At 72.9% G+C, this 16,387-nt stretch carries 16 protein-coding genes and 1 pseudogene; 5 read left to right on the plus strand and 12 right to left on the minus strand.

Translation table 11 applies throughout. The features are described 5' to 3' along the window. Window positions 1-299 precede the first annotated feature (299 nt). Entirely contained in the window at window positions 300-1,202 is a 903-nt protein-coding gene (locus D7231_RS13625; RefSeq protein ID WP_120755687.1) for an SGNH/GDSL hydrolase family protein, read from the minus strand. 170 nt (window positions 1,203-1,372) lie between these two features. Here D7231_RS13625 and D7231_RS13630 point away from each other — a divergent pair, with 170 nt between their 5' ends. The 3 genes from D7231_RS13630 (at window position 1,373) to D7231_RS13640 (ending at window position 3,684) form a co-directional block, all read left to right on the plus strand. After that, a complete protein-coding gene (locus D7231_RS13630) occupies window positions 1,373-1,813 on the plus strand; it encodes an RrF2 family transcriptional regulator (protein ID WP_120755688.1) in 441 nt (146 codons plus the stop codon). A 110-nt stretch (window positions 1,814-1,923) separates the two neighbouring features. After that, window positions 1,924-3,114, plus strand: a complete 1,191-nt coding sequence (locus D7231_RS13635; RefSeq protein ID WP_120755689.1) for a globin domain-containing protein — start codon at window positions 1,924-1,926, stop codon at window positions 3,112-3,114. 201 nt (window positions 3,115-3,315) lie between these two features. Further along, window positions 3,316-3,684, plus strand: coding sequence for a cupredoxin domain-containing protein (locus D7231_RS13640; protein ID WP_158673745.1), 369 nt, complete (start codon window positions 3,316-3,318; stop codon window positions 3,682-3,684). A gap of 51 nt (window positions 3,685-3,735) precedes the next feature. Here the strand turns inward: D7231_RS13640 and D7231_RS13645 are convergent, their stop codons facing one another. The 4 genes from D7231_RS13645 to D7231_RS13660 all read right to left on the minus strand — a co-directional run bounded on the left by D7231_RS13645 (window position 3,736) and on the right by D7231_RS13660 (window position 7,005). Further along, window positions 3,736-4,602: an amino acid ABC transporter permease gene (locus D7231_RS13645; protein ID WP_120755691.1), complete on the minus strand. Its 867-nt coding sequence runs from the start codon at window positions 4,600-4,602 to the stop codon at window positions 3,736-3,738. Next, on the minus strand, window positions 4,599-5,243 hold the full coding sequence (locus tag D7231_RS13650) for an amino acid ABC transporter permease (protein ID WP_120755692.1): 645 nt from the start codon (window positions 5,241-5,243) through the stop codon (window positions 4,599-4,601). Before D7231_RS13650 ends, D7231_RS13645 begins: the two co-directional genes overlap by 4 nt. Before the next feature lie 14 nt (window positions 5,244-5,257). Further along, on the minus strand, window positions 5,258-6,181 hold the full coding sequence (locus D7231_RS13655) for a glutamate ABC transporter substrate-binding protein (protein ID WP_422396719.1): 924 nt from the start codon (window positions 6,179-6,181) through the stop codon (window positions 5,258-5,260). An 80-nt stretch (window positions 6,182-6,261) separates the two neighbouring features. Then, window positions 6,262-7,005: an amino acid ABC transporter ATP-binding protein gene (locus D7231_RS13660; RefSeq protein ID WP_120755693.1), complete on the minus strand. Its 744-nt coding sequence runs from the start codon at window positions 7,003-7,005 to the stop codon at window positions 6,262-6,264. Between the two features lie 209 nt (window positions 7,006-7,214). Here D7231_RS13660 and D7231_RS13665 point away from each other — a divergent pair, with 209 nt between their 5' ends. Beyond that, window positions 7,215-8,030 (plus strand): GntR family transcriptional regulator, encoded by an 816-nt coding sequence (locus D7231_RS13665; protein ID WP_120755694.1) that lies wholly within the window; start codon window positions 7,215-7,217, stop codon window positions 8,028-8,030. Window positions 8,031-8,149: 119 nt separating this feature from the next. Here D7231_RS13665 and D7231_RS13670 read toward each other — a convergent pair whose 3' ends face one another. After that, entirely contained in the window at window positions 8,150-8,590 is a 441-nt protein-coding gene (locus D7231_RS13670; protein WP_120755695.1) for a DUF6278 family protein, read from the minus strand. Between the two features lie 146 nt (window positions 8,591-8,736). Between D7231_RS13670 and D7231_RS13675 the strand changes: the two genes are divergently transcribed. Next, window positions 8,737-10,614 carry an SGNH/GDSL hydrolase family protein gene (locus tag D7231_RS13675; protein WP_120755696.1) on the plus strand — a complete coding sequence of 626 codons (1,878 nt, stop codon included), beginning with the start codon at window positions 8,737-8,739 and terminating at the stop codon, window positions 10,612-10,614. Between the two features lie 52 nt (window positions 10,615-10,666). On the opposite strand, the gene D7231_RS13680 is transcribed toward D7231_RS13675, so the two are convergent. The 6 genes and pseudogenes from D7231_RS13680 to D7231_RS13705 form a co-directional block, all read right to left on the minus strand. Further along, the gene (locus D7231_RS13680; protein WP_120755697.1) at window positions 10,667-11,446 is read right to left on the minus strand and encodes an exodeoxyribonuclease III; all 780 of its coding nucleotides are present in this window, start codon (window positions 11,444-11,446) and stop codon (window positions 10,667-10,669) included. Between the two features lie 38 nt (window positions 11,447-11,484). Then, window positions 11,485-12,120 (minus strand): MBL fold metallo-hydrolase, encoded by a 636-nt coding sequence (locus tag D7231_RS13685; RefSeq protein ID WP_120756018.1) that lies wholly within the window; start codon window positions 12,118-12,120, stop codon window positions 11,485-11,487. Between the two features lie 24 nt (window positions 12,121-12,144). After that, window positions 12,145-13,245, minus strand: coding sequence for a carboxymuconolactone decarboxylase family protein (locus tag D7231_RS38475; protein ID WP_199739367.1), 1,101 nt, complete (start codon window positions 13,243-13,245; stop codon window positions 12,145-12,147). Between the two features lie 308 nt (window positions 13,246-13,553). Beyond that, window positions 13,554-14,337 (minus strand): annotated as a pseudogene (locus tag D7231_RS13695) (alpha/beta fold hydrolase); the annotation flags it as partial. Between the two features lie 200 nt (window positions 14,338-14,537). Further along, window positions 14,538-15,428 (minus strand): esterase/lipase family protein, encoded by an 891-nt coding sequence (locus D7231_RS13700; protein ID WP_120755698.1) that lies wholly within the window; start codon window positions 15,426-15,428, stop codon window positions 14,538-14,540. A 54-nt stretch (window positions 15,429-15,482) separates the two neighbouring features. Next, window positions 15,483-16,385: an esterase/lipase family protein gene (locus D7231_RS13705; RefSeq protein WP_120755699.1), complete on the minus strand. Its 903-nt coding sequence runs from the start codon at window positions 16,383-16,385 to the stop codon at window positions 15,483-15,485. Between the last annotated feature and the right edge of the window lie 2 nt (window positions 16,386-16,387).

A 16,387-nucleotide genomic window follows, 5' to 3' on the forward strand; every position in this document is an offset into this window, starting at 1 on the left:
ACCTCACGAACCGGCCTCCGCCCGTACGGCACCACCGGACGCCGGCATCGTGGCACGCCGCCGTCGCGGCGGAGGGGAGTGACGGCCCCGCGCCATTGCGGGAACCGCACCCCGAACCACCCCCGCCGCGACGGCGCTCACGCCCCACCGGACCTGACCGGCGGCGCCGGACCGGGCTCAGCCCGTACGGCACCGCCGGACGCCGGCGTCGTGGCGCGCCGCCGTCGCGGCGGAGAGAGGTGGTCAGCCGGCCCGCGGCTCAGCAACCGGGCTCAGCCCGTACGGCCGCCGAACCGGTCTCAGCGGCCGCGGGCCGCCGTGGTGACCGCGGTGGCCATCGCGGCCTCGCCCTTGGCGTTGGGGTGGAAGGGGGCCGCCGGGTTCTCCGGCTGGGCGCCCTCGACCCAGCGGTCCGCGGCGGGCTTGCACACGTCGTGGCCGAGGGTCGGCTTGTACGTGTCGGCGAAGCGGACGCCGGCCTTGCGGGCCTCGCCCAGCAGCATCGTGTTGAGCTGCTTCTCGGTGTCCCGCAGGTAAGGGACGTCGCCCGCGGCGATCGGCACGGCCGGGAAGCACCCGGCGCCGTCCTCCGGCATGATCGCCGGGTAGCCGACGAGGACGACGCGGGCGTGCGGCGCGCGCTTGTGGACGTCCTTCAGCACCTTGGCGACCTTGGGCGCGGCACCGGCGATGCGCGCGGTGAGCTGGTCGGCGCCGCCCTCGGTGTACTTCGTGCGGCAGGGCGCGCCCGCCGGGTCCGTGGCGGACAGCTGGGCGCAGGTGCCGATGATGTCGCCGAAGCCGATGTCGTTGCCGCCGATACCGAGCGTGACGAGGCGGGTGCTGGTGCCGAGCGCGTTGAGCTGGGGCGCGTTGTCGCCCTGGGCGCGCCACATGTCGTCGGTCTTGGCGCCGCTGCAGCTGACGTCCTTGAAGGACGTCTGCTTCAGGGCCTTCGCCGTGAGCGCCGGGTAGTTGACGCTGGAGCGGGCGCAGTCGCCGCCGGTCTGCTCCGGGATGCCCGGGCCGGAGGTGTAGGAGTCGCCGAGGGCGACGTAGCGGGCGCCACCGGCGGGGGTCGCGGCTTCCTCCGTGCCCTCCGCCGTCGCGGTGCCGGCCGCCCCCGCCGCCAGGGCCGCCGCCGCGCCGAGCGCAGCCAGTCCCTTGCCGTACCGCCCACCACGTCCGTGCGCGTGTGCCACTACTGCCTCCGTGCTAAGTGCTGTCGTCCTGGACGCGTCGTGCGGTGAACGGTCCGGTGAACCATGCGACCGCCGACGCGGACGTCAGACTCGCCGGGTGGTGACCGTCTGTCAACTAATGACCGAAGGGTTAATTGGATTACAAGAATCCAATTAGGTAGAGTGCAGATGTGCGACTGACCAAGAGCACCGACATCGCGCTGCGCATCGCCATGCGCCTGGCCGTGACCGGCGACGACAACCCGACCACCCGCGAGGTGGCCGAGGCGGTCGGAGTGCCGTACACCCACGCCGCAAAGGTGGTCAGCAGGCTTCAGCACATGGGCGTCGTCGAGGCCCGCCGGGGCCGCGGCGGCGGACTCACCCTCACCACCGCCGGGCGGACGGGTTCCGTCGGTCGGCTGGTGCGCGAGCTGGAGGGCGTGGGCGACGTCGTCGGCTGCGAAGACGATCCACCGTGCCCGCTGCGCGCGGCATGCCGCCTGCGCGGGGCGCTGCGCAACGCGCAGGAGGCGTTCTTCGCCGCGCTGGACCCGATCACGATCGAGGAGCTGACCGGCCCGCCGACGGGCCCGGTGCTGCTGAGTCTGGGCACCCGCACGCGGGACTGAAGCCCTGAAGTCCCCGGGGTTCTTCGCACAACCAAAAATGCGCATCACAGATACCAATTCAAGAGATCCAGATCCGAGATCCAAGAGACTCAAAAGATCCAGGAGCGCCGATGCTGTCCACCAGGTCGACCGAGATCGTCCGCGCCACCCTCCCCGCCGTCGGGGGCGCGATCGGCGAGATCGCCCCGCTCTTCTACGAGAAGCTCTTCGCCGCCCACCCCGCGCTCCTGCGCGACCTGTTCAACCGCGGCAACCAGGCGAGCGGCACCCAGCAGCAGGCCCTCGCCGGGGCGATAGCCGCCTTCGCGACGGCCCTGGTCGAGCACCCGGAGACCCGGCCCGACGCGATGCTCTCGCGCATCGCCCACAAGCACGTGTCGCTGGGCATCAGCCCCGATCAGTACCCGGTGGTCCGCCACCACCTCTTCGAGGCCATCGCGGAGGTGCTGGGCGACGCCGTCACCGAGGAGGTCGAGGCGGCCTGGGACGAGGTCTACTGGCTGATGGCCAACGCCCTCATCGCCCTGGAGGCCCGCCTGTACGAGCAGGCCGGAACCGCCGCCGGGGACGTCTTCCGCCCGTACCGCGTCGCCGGCCGCCTCGCGGAGACCGCGGACGTGACCACGTACGTCGTCCAGCCGCTGGACGGCCGCCCGCTGCCCGCCTCCCGGCCCGGCCAGTACGTCTCCGTGCAGGTGCAACTCCCCGACGGTGTACGGCAGATCCGCCAGTACAGCCTCTCCGGCCGGCCCGACGGCGCCCTCCAGTTCTCCGTCAAGCGCGTGACCGGCGAACCGGACGGCGAGGTCTCCCACCACCTGCACGACCGCGTGGCCGTCGGCGACACCCTGCTGGTCAGCGCGCCGGCCGGCGACGTCGCCCTCGACGACGGCGACGGGCCCGTCCTGCTGGCCTCGGCCGGCATCGGCTGCACCCCCATGACCGGGATGCTCTCCCACCTGGCCGCGACCGGCTCGCGCCGCCGCGTCATCTCCGTCCACGCCGACCGCAGCGAGTCCACCCACGCCTTCCGCACCGACCTGCTGCAACTCACGGAGAAGCTGCCGGACGCGGTCGCGCACGTCTGGTACGAGGAGCCCGAGGGCACCCGGCCCGCCGACCGCACCGGCTACGCCGACCTCTCCCGCATCGACATCCCCGCGGGCACCACGGCCTACCTCTGCGGCCCGCTGCCGTTCCTCCGCTCCGTCCGCACGCAGCTCCTGGCGGCGGGGGTGGCCCCGGCCGCCATCCACTACGAGGTCTTCGGCCCGGACCTGTGGCTGGGGCAGGACGGCTGACGCGGGACGGGGCGGAACGGCCGTCCCGCGCGGGGCGCCGCCGGGGCCGACTGGCGCGGGACGGCCGGCGCGGAGACCATGTCACTCACCGGTGCCCCACCCTGCACCGGCATCCCGAATCGTTCGCACATTCGAGTGACGGGCGGTTGTCGCACCACCCAGAGGGCAGCTTCCCCGCACTCACGTCCGAGGAGGGCTCCCATGCAACACTCACCTGCGCGCTCGCTCCGCCGCCTCTTCACCGCCCCGCTGACGGCACTCGCGCTCGGCGCGCTCCTGACCGGACCGGCGGCGCCCGCAGCCGGAGCCGGCAGAACCATGACCGAGACCACCGTGGTGATAGAGGGCTACGAGTTCGTCCCGGCGTCGGTCACCATCCACGCCGGCGACTCCGTCCGCTGGGTCAACAAGGACTACGACGAGCACACCTCGACGTCCGACGAGCCGGGCTGGGACTCGGGCGCCATCGTCCCCGACGGCGACTTCACCCAGGTCTTCCCGACCCGGGGAACCTTCTCCTACCACTGCGACTTCCACTCGACACTGACGGGCAAGGTCATCGTCGAGTAGCTGAGTGGCAGTCAAGCAGTAGCCCCCGCCGCCCAGTAGCCCCAGCCATCGTCACGGATGGATCTGCCCGGCGCCCGGCAGCAGCGTGCCGGGCTCCGCGGGGGCGACCTCCACCGCCTCCGTCTTGAGGCTGCGCCGCTGCCGCTTGGCGACCCACGTCGCCAGCCACGAAAGGAGCATGCACATGCCGATGTAGATCGGAGAAATGATCATGACGACGGGGATGAACGGCAGCCCGTAGTCCAGATTGCTGGCGATCAGCTTGCCGGCGTGCAGGAACTCCTCGTAGGTGATCAGGAAGCCGAGCGAGGTGTCCTTGAGCGCCACCACGAGCTGACTGATGATCGTCGGCAGCATGGCGCGGAGCGCCTGCGGCACGAGCACGTGGCTCATCACCTGCGTCTTGCGCATCCCCAGCGCGTACGCCGCCTCCCGCTGGCCGCGGTCGACGGAGTTCACCCCGCTGCGGAAGACCTCGGCGAGCACCGAGCCGTTGTAGAGGGTGAGCCCGGTGACGAGGGCCGGCAGCGGCTGCACCTTCAGGGCGACGAAGACGAAGAAGATCATGACCAGGACCGGCATCGCCCGGAAGAACTCCACGAAGAGCGTGGCGACCCAGCGCAGGATCCGGTGGTCGGAGAGGCGGCCCGCGGCGAGCAGACCGCCGAGGGCGAGGGAGAGCACGGCGGCGTAGGCGAAGGCCTTCAGCGTGTTGCCGAGGCCGCGCAGCAGCATCTCCTGGATGCCCTGGTACTCGAAGGGCCGCCACTTCTGCGCCGTGAACTGGTGGGTGTCGAAGAGGAGGTAGAGCACCCAGGCGATGATCCCCAGGATCACGGCGGTGGCGGCCAGGCCGTAGACCAGATGGCGCCGCCGGGCCCGCGGCCCGGGGATGTCGTAGAGCGCGGTGTCGGTCATCGGGGCACTCCCCAGCGCTTCTCCAGCACGTTGAAGACCGCGCTGATGGTCAGGGTCACGATCAGATAGCCGACGGCGATCCAGACGAAGGACCAGACGACGCTGTAGCCGAGCTCGTTGAGCGTCTTGTACGTGCCGAGGAGCTCGGTCACGCTGAAGGACCCGGCGATCGCGGAGTTCTTGGCGAGCGCGATCAGGGTGGAGCCGACCGGCGGGATGACGGAGCGGAAGGCCTGCGGCAGCACGACGAGGCTCAGGGTCTGCCCGAAGGTCATGCCCAGGCTGCGGGCCGCCTCGCCCTGCCCCGTGGGCACGGTGTTGATGCCCGAGCGCACGGCCTCGCAGATGAAGGCCGAGGTGTAGCAGCCCAGGGCGAGGACGGCGAACAGCTGGAAGGGCAGCACCACGCCGAACCGCGGCAGGCCGAGCAGCACCGCGAAGAACAGCAGCGTGAGCGGGGTGTTGCGCAGCACCGTCACCCACACCGTGCCGAAGACCCGCAGCGAGCCGACGGGGGCGACCCGGAAGGAGGCCATCAGGAAGCCCAGGACGAGAGCGAGCAGCGAGGCGTAGACGGTGAGTTCGACCGTGCCGAGCAGCCCCTTGCCGTAGAGGGAGAAGTTGTCGGTGAGTACGTTCACGGAAGTCCTCGTCCTCAGCTCGCCGGGTAGCGGTCGACGGCGGGCGGCTTCGGGGCCGACACCCCGGAGAGGCCGAGCGTCGCGTCGTACGCCTTCTTCCAGTCGCCGTTCTTCTCGTGCGCCTCGATGGCGTCGTCCAGGGCGAAGCGGAGGGCGTTGTCGCCGCGGGGCACGCCGATGCCGTAGGGCTCCTTCGAGAAGGGCTTGCCGGCGATCTTCAGTTCGTCGGGGGCCTTGGCGGCGAAGCCCATGAGGATGGTGTCGTCGGTGGTGACGGCGTCGACCTGGAGGCTGAGGAGGTTGTCCACACAGACCGAGTAGGTGTCGTAGGCCACCGCGATCGCCTTGGGGTAATCGCGCTCGATGCGCTGCAGCGGGGTGGAGCCGGCGGCCGAGCAGACCCGTTTGCCGGCCAGGTCCTGGGGGCCGTTGATGTCCGTCTCGTCGGTGCGGACGAGCAGCGACTGCCCGGCGATGTAGTACGGCCCGGCGAAGCCGACCTGCTTCTTGCGCAGGGCGTTGATGGTGTACGTGCCGACGTAGTAGTCGATCTGGCCGTTCTGGAGGGCGGTTTCGCGGTTCGCCGAGGCGATCGTGCGGAACCGGACGGTCTTGGGGTCGAAGCCGAGGGAGGCGGACATCATGCGGGCGATCTCGATGTCGTAGCCGGAGTAGACGCCGGTGGCGGGGTCCTTCTCGCCCATGTAGGGCTGGTCCTCCTTGGCGCCGACGACGAGGTGGCCGCGGGCCTTCGCGGCCCGCCAGGTGGGCGAGTCGGCCAGCTGGAAGCCCGTGTCGACCCGGTAGACCGGCAGGGCCTCGGCCTTGGGCCCCTTGACGGGCGGGCTGCCGGACTTGCCGCAGGCGGCGGCCGGAAGCGCGAGGGCGGCCAGGGCCAGGGCGGCGGCCGTACGGCGCAGGGCCCGCGGCCGCCGCACGGCGAGCGGGCGGCGCGGGGCGTGCGGGCGGCGGATGCGGCGCCGGCGCGTCAGTGTCTGCAGAGTCACCGGTCCCCCGCTCAGTGCTTGAGGATCTTGGAGAGGAAGTCCTTGGCGCGCTCGCTGCGCGGCGCGGTGAAGAACTCCTCGGGGGCGCGGTCCTCGACGATGCGGCCGTCGGCCATGAAGACGACGCGGTTCGCGGCGGAGCGGGCGAAGCCCATCTCGTGGGTGACGACGACCATCGTCATGCCGTCCCGCGCGAGCTGCTGCATGACCTCCAGCACCTCATTGATCATCTCCGGGTCGAGCGCGGACGTCGGCTCGTCGAAGAGGAGGGCCTTGGGCTCCATGGCCAGGGCGCGGGCGATGGCCACGCGCTGCTGCTGGCCACCGGAGAGCTGCGCCGGGTACTTGTCCGCGTGGGCGAGGAGGCCGACGCGCTCCAGCAGCTCGCGCGAGCGCCGGTCCGCCTCCTCCCTGGACCGCTTGCGCACCTTGACCGGCGCCAGGGAGACGTTGGCGAGCACGGTCTTGTGGGCGAAGAGGTTGAAGGACTGGAAGACCATCCCGACCTCGGCCCGCAGCTTGGCGAGCTCGCGCCCCTCGTCGGGCAGCGGGTGCCCGTCGAGGAGGATCGTGCCGGACTCGACGGGCTCCAGGCGGTTGATGGCGCGGCACAGGGTGGACTTCCCGGAGCCGGAGGGGCCGATGACGACGACCACCTCGCCGCGGCCGACGGTGAGGTTGATGTCCTTCAGGACGTGCAGCTTGCCGTAATGCTTGTTGACATCACGCATTTCGATCAGGGGATCGACGGCCATACCCAGTCCCGCCCACTCTCCGCGCTCTTCCGGTCCACGCTCGCCATCCGGGCAAACTATTCCCCTCCATAGGGGACTTCAGCCATGACACGCATTCATATGGGCATTCGTTACACATTGCCCGCCATTTGCCCTAGGTACACAGACCGGGCCTGGGTACCTAGCCTGAGGGGGACGGACTGGGGGAACTCGGGGGAAAGGAGCCGGGGGTGGGCGACAGCAGGCCCGTCTACCAGCGCATCGCGGACGATCTGCGCCGGCGGATCGACGAGGGCGGGCTCGCCGTGGGCGAGCGCATCCCCTCCCGCTCCGAGCTCAAGCGCGCCTACGCGGCCAGCGATCAGACCGTGGACCGGGCGGTGCGCGTGCTGAAGGCCGCCGGCTACGCGGAAGGCCAGTTCGGCCGCGGCGTGTTCGTCACCGACCGGGCGCCGCTCGGCAGCCTGCTGCGGTCCACCGGGGCCGTCGACACCCCCTTCGCCGCCCAGATCCGGGGGTACGGGCCGCCCCGCCCGCGCCAGGGCCGGCAGTCCGGCCGGCAGCCCCCGCCCGACGGCGGCACGGGCCGCAACACCACTCTTACGTGGGAAGCCTCGTCCACCGAGACCGCCGCCCCGGAGCGGATCGCCCAGCGGCTGCACATCGGCGTGGGCACGCGCGTGCTCTGCACCCAGTACGAGTACCTGGCCAACCGGCACCCCGTCCAGCTCGCCACGAGCTGGGAGCCGCTCGCCATCACCGAGGGCACGGACGTCGTCCTGCCCGAGCGCGGGCCCTACGCCCGGCGGGGGGTGCGCGGGCGGCTCGCGGCCATCGGGATCCGCGTCGTACGGGCGCAGGAGCTGGTCGGCTCCCGGCCCGCGAGCACGCCGGAGGCGGAGGCGCTGGGCTGCGCCGCGGGCAGCTGCGTCACGGTCATCGAGCGCACGCACTTCGACGGCGACGGCCGCGCCGTGGAGACCTCCGACATCGTCGTCCGCGCGGACCGCTGGCGGGTGGAGTACGACATCGCATTCACCAGCTGAGGGGGTACGCCGGGCCGTACGTCAGCGCGCACGTCAGCCCGTACGTCAGCCCGTACGTCGGCCCGCGCATCCGCGACCACGCCGGCCCCCGTAGGTCAGCCCGCGCGTCATCCCGTACGTCAGCTCTCGGCGAGCTCCGCGTACAGCTGGGACAGCTCCGGCGCGCCGTCGGCCGCCCACGCCTGCCCCGCCTCGACCACGTCGACCTCGCGGCCGTTGGCCAGCCGCACCACCGGCTGGCCGTCGGACCGGATCCACCACCCCGCGTCCCGGACCGTACGGATGACGACCGTGCCCAGGTAGAGACCCGCGTCGTTGCCGAGCCAGGGCAGCAGTTCCGGGTCGTCGCGCCAGCGCGGCTGCAGCTGGTCCAGGGCCTCCAGGGAAGCGGGCGAGTCGTCCAGCGCCACTCCCGCGGACTGCGCGTGCGTGCGCAGCAGTTCGCACTCGGACAGCAGCTCCGCGAGCCCTTCCGGGTCCCGGTCGACCGCGCTCGCCAGCGCCGCCCCGCGCCCCGGGCCGTGTCGCTTTCGCCAACTGTCCAAGAAGGGAATGTTCATACCAACAGGATCGCACTCGCACGGATGGCCCCACCACAGGCGCGCGGCGCCGGCGTGACCGGATGGCCTCCTTGACGTTGCCCATGCGTCTTCTTAGCTTCATGCAGCCACGTACCGAGCGGGGAACCAAGGGAGGCATGAGACGCATGCTCCGAACAGAGAAGCCGGGCGGTAGACGGCACAGACGGTGGGCGGCGGCCCGGACCGCGGTCCGGGCCGCCGCGGTGGGGATCGCGAGCGCCGCGTGCGCCGTCGCTGCCGCAAACGCCCCGGCGCTCGCCGCCGGGCAACAACCAAGTGCACCGTCCGACCGAGAGCCGCTCCCTTTGGAGCGGCTCTTCGACAGCAGAGCGATCAGTGATGACGCCCGCCCCGGCGCGGCCGACTTCGACGGAGCCGGCAACTCCCTCTCCGCCCAGGACCTCGCGGCCGCCGGCTGGACGCCCGGCCGCGAACTCGCTTTCGACGGCGCCCCGCTGCGCCGGCCCCGCACGGCCGCCGGCCGGCCCGACAACGTCCGCGCGGCGGGGCAGGCCGTCCGCCTCGGCGGCCGCGGCGAGGCCCTCACCTTCCTCGTCGCCGCGACGGCCAAGGGCGCGCCGGGCGGCGACGCCGGCGGCACGGGCACGGTGCGCTACCGCGACGGCTCGCGCAGCACGTACCGGCTGACGGCGCCGGACTGGCGCCGCGGCCCCCTGACGACGAAGGCCCTCGGCCTGCCCCACCTCAACACGCCCGGCGGGCGGCGCGCCGAGACCACGCGGCTGTACGCGGTGTCCGTGCCGGTCGCGCCCGGCCGCGAACTCGCCTCCGTGGTGCTCCCGCAGGACCCCGGGCCGGACAGCGACCTGCACGTCTTCTCCCTCGCGCTGCGCGGCGGCTCACGCGGCTGGACCGGCACCTGGGCCGCGTCCACCTCCGGCTACGCGGCCGTCGGGCCGTGGACGGACCGCACGCTGCGGCTGGTCGTGCACAGCAGCGCGGGCGGGCCCGCGACGCGGATCCGGCTGGAGAACACCTTCGCGCCCCGGCCGGTGCGGATCGGCCACGCCACGATCGCCCTGCAAGGCAAGGGCGCGGCCGCGGCCGGCGCGCCGCGGGCCCTGTCCTTCGGCGGGCGGCCGGACACGGTGATCCCCGCCGGCGCGCAGGCCTTCAGCGACCCGCTGGGCTTCCGGGTGCCGGCCGGCACCAACCTGCTCGTGAGCATCCACCTGCCCGGCAAGGTGGCGGCCGTGCCCGTGCACAGCTACACCGCGCAGGTCTCCTACCTGACCGGCGACGGCAGTGGCGACCGGACGGGCGAGCGCGGCGCGGGCGCGTACACCGGCACGCTCTCCACCTGGCCGCTGCTGACGGGCGTGGACGTGGAGGGCGGGCCCGGGTCCGTGGTGACGCTGGGCGACTCCATCACCGACGGCGAGCGGTCGACGCCCGGCGCCAACGGCCGCTGGCCCGACCTGCTGGCGCGGCGGCTCCAGGCGCAGCACTCCCTGCCGCGGCTGGGGGTCCTCAACCACGGGATCTCCGGCAACCGCGTGGTGACCGACCGCTACCCGGGCGACGGGACCAGCACCATCATGAGCGGCGTCAGCGCGCAGCACCGCCTGGAGCGGGACGTGCTGGCGCAGACCTCGGCCCGTACGGTCATCGTCTTCGAGGGCGTCAACGACATCCGGTCCGGGACGTCGGCCGCGCAGGTCATCGCGGGCCTGGAGGCGATCGCCGAGCGCGCCCACGAGCGCGGGATGCGGGTCATCGCCGCGACGATCGCGCCCTGCGGCGGCTTCTACGACTGCACGGCGGACGCCGAGGCCCGGCGCGCCGCCATCAACCGGCACATCCGGATGGGCGGCAGCACGGGCCGCGCCTACGACGCCGTGTACGACTTCGACGCGGCGATCCGGGACCCGCAGCACCCGGACCGGATGCTGCCGGCGTACGACGGCGGCGACCACCTGCACCCGAACGACGCGGGGATGAAGGCGTTCAGCGACGCGATCGACCTGCGCGAGCTGGTCTGACCACGCCGCCCGCCGCCTCCGGGGCGCCCTTCATTTCCGGGGCGCCCCGGTCTCACACCTCCAGGTCGACGACGACCGGGGCGTGGTCCGAGGCGCCCTTGCCCTTGCGCTCCTCACGGTCGACGTACGCGTCCTGCTTGGCCTTCACGAAGGGGGTGTTGCCGTAGACGAGGTCGATGCGCATGCCCCGGTTCTTGGGGAAGCACAGCTGGCGGTAGTCCCAGTACGTGTACGGGTGGTCGTACTTCAGCGGGCGCGGCACGACGTCGGACAGGCCGAGGTCGCGCAGGGCGCCGAGCGCCGCCCGCTCGGCCGGGGTGACGTGCGTCGCGCCCTCGAAGACGGCCGGGTCGTAGACGTCGTCGTCGGTCGGCGCGATGTTGTAGTCACCGAGGACCGCGAAGGGGCGCTCGCCCTCCGCGTCCGCCGCGACGGCGTCCCGCAGGGCCTCCAGCCAGCGGAGCTTGTACGCGTAGTGGTCGTGGCCGACCTCGCGGCCGTTGGGCACGTAGACCGACCAGACGCGGACGCCCCCGCACGTCGCCGAGATCGCGCGGGGCTCCTGCCCGCCGTCGTAGTCCGGCCCGCCCGGCAGGCCGCTCACCACGTCCTCCAGGCCCACCCGGGAGATCACGGCCACGCCGTTCCACCGGCCGGTGGCGTTCACCGCGGCCTCGTAGCCCAGCTCGCGCAGCTCCGCGTACGGGAAGGCGTCGTCGGCGCACTTCGTCTCCTGTATGCAGAGCACGTCCGTGCCGCTGCTCTCCAGCCAGGCCAGCAGCCGCGGGAGGCGGGCGGTGATCGAGTTCACGTTCCAGGTGGCGATGCGCATGCAGCAACCCTAACGGCCGGGTACGACAATGCCGGCGTTCAGAGGGTGACGGCCTCCCCGGGCACCAGCCGGGTGTGCTCCGCGCCGACCCGGGCCGGCGTCAGCATCCGGTCGTAGACCGGGTGCGCGAGGTCGGCGAGCAGCGCGTCGTGGACGTCGATCGCCAGGCGCGGCGCGAGCTCCCGCACGTAGTCGATGACCTCCGAGATCTTGCTCCAGGGCGCCATGACCGGCAGCAGCAGGGTGTCCACCGGCACGCCCGGCAGCGTCAGCGCGTCGCCCGGATGGAAGACCGAACCGTCCACGAGATAGCCCACGTTCGTGATCCGCGGGATGTCCGGGTGGATCACCGCGTGCAGCTGCCCGTGCACCTGTACGTCGAAACCCGCCGCCGTGAACGCGTCCCCCTCCCCCACGGTGTGCACCCGGCCCGGGAAGGCCGGGGCGATCTGCTCGGCGACGCTGCGCAGCGTCCACAGCTCGGCAGCCGGGTTCGCGTCGAGGGCCGCCCGCAGGCGGTCCTCCGAGAAGTGGTCCGGGTGCTCGTGGGTCACGAGGATCGCGTCGGCGCCGACGGCCGCGTCCTCCTCGCTGAAGGCGCCGGGGTCGATGGCGAGCGTGCGGCCGTCCTTCTCCAGGCGGACGCACGCGTGGCTCTTCTTCGTCAGCTTCAGATTGAGCTCCATGGGCCCATACTGCTACGCCTTCGGGCCCGCCTCCTCGGCGATGACACGCTGCGCGACGGCGAACGCGGCGCCCGCGGCGGGCAGGCCGCAGTAGACCGCCGCGTGCAGCAGCGTCTCCTTGATCTCCTCCGGGCCGGCGCCGCTGCGGAGGGCCGCGCGGGTGTACGGGGCGATGTCGTCGTAATGGCCGCGGGCCGTGAGGGCGGTGAGGGTGAGCAGCGCCCGGGTGCGGTGGTCCAGGCCGGGGCGGGTCCAGGTCTCACCCCACGCGGAGCGGGTCACGAGGTCGTGGAAGTCGGCGGTGAACGCGTCCCGGTCCGCTTCGGCCCGCTCCGCGCCCTCGTCGCCGAGAACGTCGCGCCGGGTGCGCTTGCCACGGGCGAGGGCGTCGGGCTCGGCGTGCAGGTCCGCGGGCGGCGGCCCGAAGCCGCCGAACGACCCGGCTGCGCCGGGCTCTGCCGCGGCCGGTTCCGCCGCCGGCAGCCCGGCGCCTCCGAAGCCGTGTGCTCCGGGGCCGGAGCCGGGCGGCGGCCCGGGGGTGATCCGCACCGTGTCCGGCACCCCGGGGCCGGAGGGGGTCCGCGCGCTGTCCGGGGTTCCTGTGCCGGGAGTGATCCGCACGGTGTCCGAGCCGCCCGCGCCGGGGGCACCGCCGCGCGCGGCTCCGAAGGCGGCACCACCGGAGCTGCCCGGCCCGGGTATGCCGGCACCCGGAACGGCCGAGCCCGAGGGGTCCGTGCCCGGGCCCGCGGGGCCGGCCGCACCGGGCGTGCCGGGACCGTAGCCCGGGCTCCCGAACGGCTGCGGGCCCGCGGGGCCGGGCACGCCGGCCGGGCCGGAGCCCGGCGCGAAGGCGCCGAAGCCCTCGCCGGTACGGCCGGTGGCCGCGGAGCCGGCCGTCCCGGCAGAGCCGGATCCCGGGGCCCCGAAGCCGCCGCCGGACGGCGCGCCCGGGGTGCCGAAGCCGGCGCCGGGGCCGGAGCCCGCGCCGTCAGAGCCCGGGGCCGGGGTGCCGGCCGGGCCGGGTGCCGTGGCGGAGCCGGCGCCCGGCGCCGGTCCGGAGACCGGCCCGCCGGTGCCTGCCGACGGGGTACCGAAATCCGGTCCCGGCATGCCGGATCCCGGCGCCCCGAAGCCCGCGCCGGGCGCGCCGAAGCCGCCCCGGGCCGGACCGGCGGCGGCCGGGTGCGTGACGCCGCCCGCCCCGGCAGCGGCACCGGAGGACGTCGCTCCGGAGCCGGCCGTGCCGGGCCCGTCAGCCCCGAAGCCCGCACCGGCGGGCCCCGCGTCGGGCAGGCCGGGCCCCGCGCCGACGGCGCCCGGGCCCGTCGGGCCGTCCGCACCGGCAGAGGACGCACCCGACGCGGCCGGGCCGCCCTGGCCGGAGGCCCCGGGGAGCACCGACAGGCCCTGCTGCGTCGACAGCTGCCAGGCCGTCGTGAAGTGGCGGACCAGGAGGTCCGTCACCGCTGCCGGCTGTTCGACCGGGGTCAGGTGGGACGCACCGGGGACGACGGCCAGCTTCGCGTCGTGGATGCCCGCGACGAGGACGCGCGCGTCCGCGGGCGGCGTCGTGGCGTCCTCGGCGCCGACGATGACGAGCGTCGGGACGCTGATCCGGGTCAGCTCGGCACGCACGTCGAACGCGGCGAGGGCGTCGCACGCGGCGACGTACGCGTAGGTGTCGGTGGTGCCGACCATCTGGACGGCCCAGTCCACGATGGCCGGCTGGGCGCCGGAGAAGTTCGCGGTGAACCAGCGCTCGGGCGCGGAGCGGGCGACCGGGTCGAGCCCCTCCCGGCGGACGGTTTCGCCGCGCAGCCGCCAGGATTCGGGCGTGCCGTAGCGGGCGGAGGCGGCGACGAGGGCGAGGGAGGCGAGCCGGTGCGGGTGGCGCAGCGCGATGTCGATGCCGACGGCGGCGCTGAGGGAGCAGCCGGCGTAGCCGAAGCGGTCGACGCCGAGCGAGTCGAGGGTGGCGACGAGGCGGTCACCGAGGTCGTCGACGGAGGCGGCGGGCGCGGCGGGGGCGCCGCCGTGTCCGGGCAGGTCGAAGCGGACGACCCGCCAGTGCCGGGTCAGCTCGGGGATCTGGCGGTCCCACATGTGCCATGTGGTGCCCAGCGCAGGGCCCACGACCAGGACGGGAGCGTCTTCTGGCCCGTCGGAGCGGTATTGGAGGGTGTTCGCCGGTGTCTCACTCACCCGCCAGACCCTCTCACGTATCACGGCTGCCCCCACAGCGGGGGCATGGCTGTGCGGGCCTGATCAAGTGGAAGACCTCCCGGGCAACGTAGCGTTTGAGCCACCGGACGACGTCGAGCAAGGCGGCGTTCACCTGCCGGTCGCGGCAGGGGCCCGGCCGCCGTGGGGGAAACGGCGGCCGGGCCGGTATGGGGGGTGGGTCAGCTGACGGCGGACTTGCAGGTGGTGGGGGTCGCGTGCGCCGGGTCGAGCGCGTTGGCCACCTCGTGGAAGGCGATCGTGTCGATCGTGCCGACCGCGGCGTGCTCGGAGATGTCCCACTTGCACAGGTCCTGGACCACGACGTTACGGACGTCCGGGCCCGAGAGCTGCTGCGACTTGTAGGGCGTGGCGATCTCGTCGTACTTGGTCGAGATGACCGTATACGTCACTCCCGGCACGGTGTCGGGCTTCGAGTTCAGCTTCTTCATGAACTCCGAACCCACCAGCTGGTCCTCCACCCCGGGCAGGGTGAGGGAGAAGACCTTGCGCGCGCCGGGGACGGTGTCCACGAGGCGGGACATCCCCGAGACGGTGGTGCCGTGGTTGTCGGGGGCGATGCCCACGAGTTTGCCGACCTTGCCGGCACCGTCCAGGAAGTTGAGGTAGTAGCGGGGCAGGGGGCCGCCGCCCTGGGAGTGGCCGACCAGATCCACCTTCCCGGCACCGGTCGACTGCCGGACCTTGTCCACGAACGCGGACAGCTGCCCGGCCGACTTCTCGATCGGTCCGAGGCCGTTGAAGAGCGGTACCCCGGGCTTCTGCCCGTAGTCGAGCGAGTAGACGCAGTAGCCGCGCTTGACCAGGTACGGGGCCAGCACGAGCCAGTTGTCCCAGGAGTTGGCGAAGGTGCCGTGCACCAGGACGACGGGGTCGGGGTGGGCGGCGGAAGGCTTGCAGGACCAGTCGTTCCAGCCGCTGGTGACAGTCTTCCCGGCCGGTCCGGTCTTCGCGTCGGCCGCGGACGCGGAGGCGGAGCCGAAGGACAGAGCCAGGGCCAGCGCCGAGACGGCACCGGCGAGGACGCGGAGCGTTCTTCTGCGTACGGACATGGAGCTACCTCGCACGTGGGGAGTGAAGGAACCGATTTCGTGCCGGCCGACGGCTCAGCTGATGGCGGACTTGCAGGTGGTGGGGGTCGCGTGCGCCGGGTCGAGGGCGTTCTTCACCTCGTGGAAGGCGATGCGGTCGACCAGGCCCAGCGCGATGTGCTCGGAGACGTCGAGCTTGCACAGGTCCTGGACCACGACGTTCCGCACGTTCGGGCCCGAGAGCTGCTGCGACTTGTAGGGCGTGGCGATCTCGTCGTACTTGGTCGAGATGACCGTGTATTTCACCCCCGGCACGGTGTCGGGCTTGGAGTTCAGCTTCTTCATGAACGCGGAGCCGACGATCTGGTCCTCCAGGCCGGGGAGGGAGAGGGACAGTGCCTTGCTCACGCCGGGAACCTTGCGCGCGAGGGTGCCCAGCCCGGAGGCGGTCGCGCCGTGGTTGTCCGGGGCCAGGCCGATGAGCTTGTCGACCTTGGAGGCGCCGTTCATGAACTCCATGTAGTAGCGGGGCAGGGGGCCGCCGCCCTGGGAGTGGCCGACGATGTCCACCTTCTTCGTGCCCGTGGACCGCAGGACCTTGTCCACGAAGGCGGACACCTCTCCGGCCGACTTGACCAGCGGCCCCTGGCCGTTGAGCCCCGGCATGTAGGGCAGCTTGCCGTAGTCGAGGGAGTAGACGCAGTAGCCCTTGGCGGCCAGTTCCGGAGCCAGGACGAACCAGGTGTCCAGCTGGTTGGCCCAGGTGCCGTGGAGGAGGACGACGGGGTCGGGGTGGGCGGCGGACGGCTTGCAGGACCAGTCGTTCCAGCCGCTGGTGACGGTCTTGCCGGCCACTCCGGTCTTCGCGACGGCCGGGGCGGCGGACGCGGAGGCGGAGGCGGCGACTGCCGTAATGGCCAGGGCAAGCGCCGAGGCGGCGCAGGCGAGGGCGGGGACGGATCTCTTGCGCGGGGACATGG

It is taken from the genome of Streptomyces klenkii (assembly GCF_003626645.1).
Taxonomy (GTDB): Bacteria; Actinomycetota; Actinomycetes; order Streptomycetales; family Streptomycetaceae; genus Streptomyces; species Streptomyces klenkii.

What these genes read in the sequence shown, in the direction of transcription:
- D7231_RS13635 (WP_120755689.1), top strand. Translation starts at nt 1,924, where the DNA reads ATGCTGTCCACCAGGTCGACCGAGATCGTCCGCGCCACCCTCCCCGCC.
- D7231_RS13640 (WP_158673745.1), top strand. Translation starts at nt 3,316, where the DNA reads ATGCAACACTCACCTGCGCGCTCGCTCCGCCGCCTCTTCACCGCCCCG.
- D7231_RS13645 (WP_120755691.1), bottom strand. Translation starts at nt 4,602, where the DNA reads ATGACCGACACCGCGCTCTACGACATCCCCGGGCCGCGGGCCCGGCGG.
- D7231_RS13660 (WP_120755693.1), bottom strand. Translation starts at nt 7,005, where the DNA reads ATGGCCGTCGATCCCCTGATCGAAATGCGTGATGTCAACAAGCATTAC.
- D7231_RS13670 (WP_120755695.1), bottom strand. Translation starts at nt 8,590, where the DNA reads ATGAACATTCCCTTCTTGGACAGTTGGCGAAAGCGACACGGCCCGGGG.
- D7231_RS13675 (WP_120755696.1), top strand. Translation starts at nt 8,737, where the DNA reads ATGCTCCGAACAGAGAAGCCGGGCGGTAGACGGCACAGACGGTGGGCG.
- D7231_RS13680 (WP_120755697.1), bottom strand. Translation starts at nt 11,446, where the DNA reads ATGCGCATCGCCACCTGGAACGTGAACTCGATCACCGCCCGCCTCCCG.
- D7231_RS38475 (WP_199739367.1), bottom strand. Translation starts at nt 13,245, where the DNA reads ATGCCGGGACCGGATTTCGGTACCCCGTCGGCAGGCACCGGCGGGCCG.
- D7231_RS13700 (WP_120755698.1), bottom strand. Translation starts at nt 15,428, where the DNA reads ATGTCCGTACGCAGAAGAACGCTCCGCGTCCTCGCCGGTGCCGTCTCG.
- D7231_RS13705 (WP_120755699.1), bottom strand. Translation starts at nt 16,385, where the DNA reads ATGTCCCCGCGCAAGAGATCCGTCCCCGCCCTCGCCTGCGCCGCCTCG.